We start from the raw sequence: 7312 nt of genomic DNA on the forward strand, positions 1-7312 counted from the left end.
ATCAATCAAAAATTACACGTCCGGGTGGTGTCAACGATTAATTTACAGTCGGATCCGGCCGCGTCCCCCGCGACCTTCTGCGCCGCCGGCGCCGCCTGCTTCACGGCCTTGCCGCCGGTCTTGCCCGCGGCCGGCACCGCCGTCCTGAGCGCCTTGCCGCCGGCGTCGCCCGCGAGTCCGGTGACGTGCTGGGTGGCACCGTCGACGGTGTTGCCGACGTGCGCCCCGTCCAGGGCGGTCAGACCGCCGACGTTCGGCAGTTCGGGGGCCGCGCTGGCGGAGCCGGCCGCACCGACCCCGGCGGCCGCTCCCGCAGCGACGAGCAGCGCGGCACGGGCGATCCGGCGGGTCAGGGGGAGGGACATGATGCTCCATTCGACGGAAGAGAACGTTGAAGTGTCCGACCGTTCCCGGGAGTTGACCGACCGGCTGTGGCTCGGCCGGTTGTTGATCTCCGGGCTCGGACGCAGTGACTACCGCTCGAAGCCCTCGAAGGTTGCGGACACCAAAGGTAAAGAATTGGCAACGCATCGCATTATCTGTTGTGGATAAAAACGGGCAAATGCCGTCCGTCGTGCGAGCCTGCCGAATCCTTACGGCTCTTTGTTTCCCAGGGCTTTCCCGCCCGCGGAGGTGACCGCGCGAAAACCTGCGCACCCGGTCGCCCCGCCACGGGTGCTCTGACCCCTCCGGGTGAAGCCCCGTACTACTGCCCGGTCACGATGCGCACGGACCCGGCCGACATCTCCGCGCCCGCGGCGCCCTGAGCGCCGACCGGGCGCCACTGGCTGTCCGTGCTCCCGGCGACCCACTCCCGCCCCGCGTACGACACCCGCGCGATGTGCAGCGCCGAGGAGTTGGCCACCGCCCAGTGGGCCAGCTGCCAGCCCCGCTCCCGCTCGGTCCGCCCGCTGCGGTCACGCTTCGCGCCGTCGGGCACCGGCACGGTCACCGTCCGCCCCCGGGCCCGTGCGGACGTGCTCGGGGCCGCAGAGGCCGCCCTCGCGCCGCTCACCTCGGCGCCGGCCACTTGGAGCGCGTCGCGCCCGAAGTCCCGTACGAGCGCGGCCCGTACCGCGTCCGGACCCGTCGCCGCCACCTGGTCCGCGTCGCTCTCCGGGCGCCCCTGGCAGGTCAGCGTGGCCGCCGCCCGTCCGGTCAGCGCCGCGGCGAGCAGAGTGGCGTCCGGCTCGTGCTTGGCGTACGCCTCCGGGTAGCCGCTGCGCTGCACGTGCTGCGCGGCCACCGTGAGCGGGAGGTCCGTGTAGTCGGGCACCTTGGCCAGGTGCTCGTAGAAGACGCCGGCCGAGTACGTCGGGTCCATGATCTGCTTATCGGTGCCCCAGCCCTGCGAGGGCCGCTGCTGGAACAGACCGAGGGAGTCCCGGTCGCCGTGCTCGATGTTGCGCAGCCCCGACTCCTGCAGAGCGGTCGCCAGCGCGATGGTCACGGCCCGCTGGGGCATGCCGCGCCCGGTCCCGACCGCGGCGATCGTCGCCGCGTTCACGGCCTGTTCGGGCGTGAACTCGTACGACGTCCGGTCGCCTCTGCCCGAGACCACCTTGCAGCCCGGGGCTCCGGCGCCTCCCGTGACGTACTGCACCACGAGATAGCCGGCGAGGGCCAGCAGGACCAGGAAGGCCGCGCCGAAGCGGAAGAGGCGGCCACGGCGCTTGGGAGTTGTGGGGGACGGCTCTGGCACCCGTACAAGGTACTGGAGGCCGCCGGGGCCGCGGCGTTGGGTGTGGCGCATGGTACGGGCCCCGGGCGAGGCACGGCGCGTTAGGGTCGTCACCATGGCCGACACCTCGCTCGATCTCACGCTGGACGCCGCCGCGCTCACCGCACAACTCGTCGACTTCCGCTCGGAGAGCGGCACGGAGAAGCCCCTCGCGGACGCCGTCGAGGCCGCCCTGCGCACCCTGCCGCACCTGACGGTCGACCGGTACGGCAACAACGTGGTCGCCCGCACGGACCTGGGCCGGGCGGAGCGGGTGATCCTGGCCGGCCACATCGACACGGTCCCGATCGCCGACAACGTCCCCTCGCGCCTCGACGAGGACGGCGTCCTGTGGGGCTGCGGCACCTGTGACATGAAGTCCGGCGTGGCGGTGCAGCTGCGCATCGCGGCCACCGTCCCGGCCCCCAACCGTGACCTGACCTTCGTCTTCTACGACAACGAGGAGGTCGCCGCGGACCTCAACGGCCTCAAGCACGTGGCCGAGGCGCACCCCGAGTGGCTGGCGGGCGACTTCGCGGTGCTCCTGGAGCCCTCCGACGGCCAGGTCGAGGGCGGCTGCCAGGGCACCCTGCGCGTGCTGTTGCGCACGAAGGGTGAGCGGGCCCACTCGGCACGCGGCTGGATGGGCTCCAACGCGATCCACGCGGCGGCCCCGGTCCTGGCCCGTCTGGCGTCGTACGAGCCGCGCTACCCGGTGATCGACGGCCTGGAGTACCGCGAGGGACTGAACGCGGTGGGCATCTCCGGCGGAGTGGCGGGCAACGTCATCCCCGACGCGTGCGTGGTCACGGTCAACTTCCGCTACGCGCCCGACCGGTCCGAGGAGGAGGCGATCGCGCACGTCCGCGAGGTCTTCGCGGACTGCGGCGTGGAGGAGTTCGTGGTGGACGACCACAGCCCCGGCGCGCTGCCGGGTCTCTCCCACCCGGCCGCGGCGGCCTTCATCGAGGCGGTCGGGGGCACCCCGCAGCCCAAGTACGGCTGGACGGACGTCTCCCGGTTCTCCGCCCTGGGTGTGCCGGCGGTCAACTACGGTCCCGGCAACCCGCACTTGGCGCACAAAAGGGATGAAAGGGTAGAAACCGCAAAAATTCTGGCAGGCGAGGAGCGGCTGCGGGCCTGGCTGACCAGCTGAGGCAGGGCCCCGGGGCGGGGTGGCACTTCGTGGCGGACATGCTCACGTCCCCCGCCCGTAACCCGCGCCGATCTACGCTGAGGTGGAAACACCGCAAGCGGAGGGAGCGCACATGGCTACAGGCAACCCCCAGGGCAAGAAGCAGCCACCGGAGGAGCAGCGCCTGGGACCGGTCCTCCGGCGGCGGGGGCAGGTCACGGCGAGCACCACGGACCAGCGCCTGCTGGACGCGGGCGGACCGTCCGACTGGGTCCACACCGACCCCTGGCGCGTCCTGCGCATCCAGTCGGAGTTCATCGAGGGCTTCGGCACCCTGGCCGAACTCCCTCCCGCGATCAGCGTGTTCGGTTCGGCGCGTACGCCGGTGGACTCGGCGGAGTACGACGCCGGTGTCCGGCTCGGCCGCGGTCTGGTGGAGGCGGGCTGGGCCGTGATCACCGGCGGCGGCCCCGGTGCCATGGAGGCGGCCAACAAGGGGGCCTGCGAGGCGGGCGGCACCTCGGTGGGCCTCGGGATCGAGCTCCCCTTCGAGCAGGGGCTCAACCCCTACGTCGACATCGGTCTCAACTTCCGCTACTTCTTCGTGCGCAAGATGATGTTCGTCAAGTACGCGCAGGGCTTCGTGGTCCTCCCGGGCGGCCTCGGCACCCTCGACGAACTCTTCGAGGCCCTCACCCTCGTCCAGACCCAGAAGGTCACCCGGTTCCCGATCGTCCTCTTCGGCAGCGAGTACTGGGGCGGCCTGGTCACCTGGCTCCGGAACAGCGTGATCGCCCAGGGCAAGGCCTCCGAGAAGGACCTGCTCCTCTTCCATGTCACGGACGACGTGGAGGAGGCGGTGGCGCTGGTGTCCAAGGAGGCGGGACGCTAGGCACCCGGCCGAGGTGAAGTGTCATCCAGGCGACCGGCCAACTCGCCGAGGACCCCAGGCCCGAAGGTTCCAGGGCCTGGGGTACCCACCACCGTCGTCTCCACCGCGGCCCTTCGCGCATCCTGTACCGCGTCGGCCCGGAGGCCCGGACCCTTCACATCGAACACGTCGGGCGCGCACTCGAGTGAGCGGTGCCGGGGGTCGGCGAAGGCCGGGAAACGCCTACGCCAGCCCCCGACGCGCGACCGCCGGTGGGCGGTGGCCCGCGATGGACGCCACCATGTCAAGCACCTGCCGAGTCTCCGCGACCTCGTGCACCCGGTACACCTGAGCCCCGAGCCACGCGGACACCGCGGTCGTCGCCAGCGTCCCCAGCACCCGCTCCTTCACCGGCCGGTCCAGCGTCTCCCCGACGAAGTCCTTGTTGGACAACGACACCAGCACCGGCCACCCCGTGGCCACCATCTCGTCCAGCCGCCGGGTCGCCTCGAGACTGTGCCGCGTGTTCTTGCCGAAGTCGTGCCCCGGATCGATCATCACCGACTCACGGGGCACGCCCAGCTTCACCGCGCGCTCCGCCAGCCCCACGGTCACCCGCAGAATGTCGGCCATGACGTCGTCGTACGTCACCCGGTGCGGCCGCGTGCGCGGCTCGGCGCCGCCCGCGTGCGTGCACACCAGCCCCACCCGGTACCGCGCCGCGACCTCCGCCAGCCGCGGATCCACCCCGCCCCACGCGTCGTTGAGGACATCGGCCCCGGCCTCGCACACGGCCTCCCCGACCTCGGCCCGCCAGGTGTCCACGCTGATGATCACGTCGGGGAACCGCCGCCGCACCTCGGCCACGAAGCCGACCGTGCGCCGCGCCTCCTCCTCGGCGGTCACCTCGTCCCCGGGCCCGGCCTTGACCCCGCCGATGTCGACGATCGCGGCCCCCTCGGCCACCGCCTGCTCCACGCGGGCCAGCGCCGGCTCGTCCCGGAACGTGGCTCCCTGGTCGTAGAAGGAGTCCGGGGTCCGGTTCACGATCGCCATGATCACCGGTTCGTGCGGCTCGAATTCCCGCCTGCCCAGCCTGAGCATCCCCTGTGACCTCTCCTAGTGCGTCGCGGTGTACGGCCGCCTGCGACCCTAACTGTCAGACTCGCATGGCACGATCGGACCCTGAGACTTTCGACACCGAGCACACAGAGCGTGGGGACCCAGCGATGGTTATGTTCTTGTTCCTGGTCGTCGCGCTCGCCGTCGTGGTCGCCGCGGTGACACTCGCCGTGGTGGGCGGCGGCGAGGGCGCGACCGGACCCCTCCCCGAGGCCGCGCCGGAGCGCCTCGACGACCCGCTGCCCCCGGACCGTCCGGTCAACCGCGCGGACGTGGAGAGCCTCCGCTTCCCGCTCGCCCCGCGCGGCTACCGCATGGCGGACGTGGACGACGCCCTGGGCCGCCTCGCCGCCGAGATCGCCGAGCGGGACGCCCGTATCTCCGACCTGGAGTCCGCGCTGGCCGGCGCCCAGGCCGCCGCGCACTCCCGGCTGCACAAGCCCGCGCAGGAGGACCAGCGGTGAGTGACGGCGCGGCCCTGGCCGGCCCCGACGGCGCGCTGCGCTGCCCCTGGGCCCTGTCCACCGAGGACTACGTGAGCTACCACGACGAGGAGTGGGGCCGCCCCGTGCACGGCGACGACGCCCTGTTCGAGCGCCTGAGCCTGGAGGCCTTCCAGTCCGGCCTGTCGTGGATCACCATCCTGCGCCGTCGGCCGGGCTTCCGCGCCGCCTTCGCCGATTTCGGGATCACCGAGGTCGCGGCCTTCACCGACGAGGACCGCGAGCGCCTCCTCGCCGACCCGGGCATCATCCGCAACCGCGCCAAGGTCGACGCGACCCTCGCCAACGCGCGCGTGCTCGTCGACTGGTCCCCGGGCGAGCTGGACGCCCTGATCTGGTCCCACGCCCCGGACCCGGAGGGCCGCTCCGCCCCGAAGACCCTCTCCGACGTCCCCGCGGTCACCCCGGAGTCGACGGCCCTGTCCAAGGCCCTCAAGAAGCGGGGTCTGCGCTTCGTGGGCCCGACGACGGCGTACGCGCTGATGCAGGCGTGCGGGCTGGTCAACGACCACCTGGAGGCGTGCGTGAGCCGGACCAGCCCGCCCGGCGCCTGAGCGGAGGACCGGGCTCAGCGGCCCAGGTACTTCGGCTTCTCCTTGTTCACGAACGCCTGCACCGCGATCGCGTGGTCCTCGGACCGCCCGGCCCGCGTCTGCAGCTCGTCCTCCTTGTCCAGGGTCTCGTCCAGGGAGTGGGTCAGCCCGTAGGCGACCGCCTCCTTGAGGGCCGCGTAGGCCACCGTCGGGCCCTCGGCGAGCTTCCTGGCGACCTTCTCGGCCTCGGCCCGCAGCTCCGCGGCCGGCACGATCCGGTTGGCGATGCCGAGCTCGTAGGCGTCCTGAGCGCTGATGCTCCGGGGGAAGAGCAGCAGGTCGGCTGCGCGGCCGGGGCCCACGACGCGGGGCAGTGTCCAGGAAATGCCGGAGTCGGCGGTCAGGGCCACCCCGGCGAACGACGTGTTGAACGAGGCGGTGTCCGCCACCACCCGGTAGTCCGCCGCCAGGGCGAAACCGAGGCCCGCGCCCGCCGCGACCCCGTTCACCGCCGCGACCACCGGCTTCGGCGCGTCCGCGAGCGCCCGCACGATCGGGTTGTAGTGCTCCCGCACCGTGCTCATCGTCTGCCCGGCCCCGGTCTCGCGGTCGGAGGCCAGCAGCCCGATGTGCTCCTTGAGGTCCTGACCCACGCAGAACGCCCGGTCCCCGGCCGCGGTGAGCAGGATCGCCCGTACGGCACCGTCACCCGCAGCCTCCTGTGCCGCGTCCCTGAGGGCGACCTTGGCCGCGATGTTCAGCGCGTTCATCGCCTCGGGGCGGTTCAGCGTGATCGTCGCGAGCCCGTCGTTCACCTCGTAGAGCACGGTGTCGGCCATGACGCATCCCCTCTGCAGTGGCGGCTCTGACGTACCGATCGGTACGTCGATGTCTGGGGACAGCATGGCGGAGATCGCCGTCCACGGCCGGGACCCGTCGTGTGACCTGCGTCAAAGAATTCCGACGCGGATTTTGTCTGCGGATGTCGGCGCGGCGGTGCAGTATCGCAGTCACATCGCCGAATTGAGTGGTTTTGCTCGCGCGCGTTGCCCAAGCGATGCCTACTGATGTTGGTCATCGGGTCCTGAGATGCGGGATAATGGCTTGGAAGCAATGTGTTCGATGCCGGTGTCGCGCGTCCCGCACGGATCGCGCGTGCCCTCCCGGGCCGTCGGCAGACGATGAGCTGGTTTCAGGAAGGGGAACGAGCATGGCGGCCATGAAGCCGCGGACGGGCGATGGCCCGCTCGAGGTGACCAAGGAGGGGCGGGGCATCGTCATGCGCGTTCCGCTCGAAGGCGGCGGTCGGCTCGTCGTCGAGCTGACCCCTGACGAGGCCGAGGCGCTCGGCGACGCCCTCAAGAAGGTCGTCGGCTGACGCGCGAGCGACCATACCCGTTCAGTCGCCCCGGTGCCGCACGCGGTGCC

9 protein-coding genes are annotated in these 7312 nt (G+C 71.6%); 5 read left to right on the forward strand and 4 right to left on the reverse strand.

Translation table 11 applies throughout. The features are described 5' to 3' along the window. Positions 1 to 5 precede the first annotated feature (5 nt). Positions 6 to 365 carry an ATP-binding protein gene (locus ACFW2E_RS14975; protein WP_384466380.1) on the reverse strand — a complete coding sequence of 120 codons (360 nt, stop codon included), beginning with the start codon at positions 363 to 365 and terminating at the stop codon, positions 6 to 8. A 341-nt stretch (positions 366 to 706) separates the two neighbouring features. After that, positions 707 to 1702 carry a heavy metal transporter gene (locus ACFW2E_RS14980; RefSeq protein WP_384466382.1) on the reverse strand — a complete coding sequence of 332 codons (996 nt, stop codon included), beginning with the start codon at positions 1700 to 1702 and terminating at the stop codon, positions 707 to 709. A 94-nt stretch (positions 1703 to 1796) separates the two neighbouring features. Between ACFW2E_RS14980 and dapE the strand changes: the two genes are divergently transcribed. Together dapE and ACFW2E_RS14990 are read left to right on the forward strand one after the other, a co-directional pair. Next, entirely contained in the window at positions 1797 to 2876 is a 1080-nt protein-coding gene (dapE, locus tag ACFW2E_RS14985; RefSeq protein ID WP_384466384.1) for a succinyl-diaminopimelate desuccinylase, read from the forward strand. Between the two features lie 112 nt (positions 2877 to 2988). Continuing rightward, positions 2989 to 3747: a TIGR00730 family Rossman fold protein gene (locus ACFW2E_RS14990; protein WP_384466386.1), complete on the forward strand. Its 759-nt coding sequence runs from the start codon at positions 2989 to 2991 to the stop codon at positions 3745 to 3747. Positions 3748 to 3969: 222 nt separating this feature from the next. Here ACFW2E_RS14990 and folP read toward each other — a convergent pair whose 3' ends face one another. Then, entirely contained in the window at positions 3970 to 4830 is an 861-nt protein-coding gene (gene folP, locus ACFW2E_RS14995; protein WP_384466388.1) for a dihydropteroate synthase, read from the reverse strand. A gap of 125 nt (positions 4831 to 4955) precedes the next feature. On the opposite strand from folP, the gene ACFW2E_RS15000 reads away from it, so the two are divergent. After that, on the forward strand, positions 4956 to 5312 hold the full coding sequence (locus ACFW2E_RS15000; RefSeq protein ID WP_384466390.1) for a DivIVA domain-containing protein: 357 nt from the start codon (positions 4956 to 4958) through the stop codon (positions 5310 to 5312). Then, on the forward strand, positions 5309 to 5905 hold the full coding sequence (locus ACFW2E_RS15005) for a DNA-3-methyladenine glycosylase I (protein WP_384466392.1): 597 nt from the start codon (positions 5309 to 5311) through the stop codon (positions 5903 to 5905). Before ACFW2E_RS15000 ends, ACFW2E_RS15005 begins: the two co-directional genes overlap by 4 nt. Positions 5906 to 5919: 14 nt before the next feature. Here the strand turns inward: ACFW2E_RS15005 and ACFW2E_RS15010 are convergent, their stop codons facing one another. Further along, the gene (locus tag ACFW2E_RS15010) at positions 5920 to 6723 is read right to left on the reverse strand and encodes an enoyl-CoA hydratase/isomerase family protein (RefSeq protein ID WP_384466394.1); all 804 of its coding nucleotides are present in this window, start codon (positions 6721 to 6723) and stop codon (positions 5920 to 5922) included. Between the two features lie 371 nt (positions 6724 to 7094). Here ACFW2E_RS15010 and ACFW2E_RS15015 point away from each other — a divergent pair, with 371 nt between their 5' ends. Further along, entirely contained in the window at positions 7095 to 7262 is a 168-nt protein-coding gene (locus ACFW2E_RS15015; RefSeq protein ID WP_009997451.1) for a DUF3117 domain-containing protein, read from the forward strand. The last annotated feature ends 50 nt before the right edge of the window (positions 7263 to 7312 follow it).

Origin of the sequence: Streptomyces sp. NPDC058964 (genome assembly GCF_042741275.1) — a bacterium.
GTDB lineage: Bacteria > Actinomycetota > Actinomycetes > Streptomycetales > Streptomycetaceae > Streptomyces.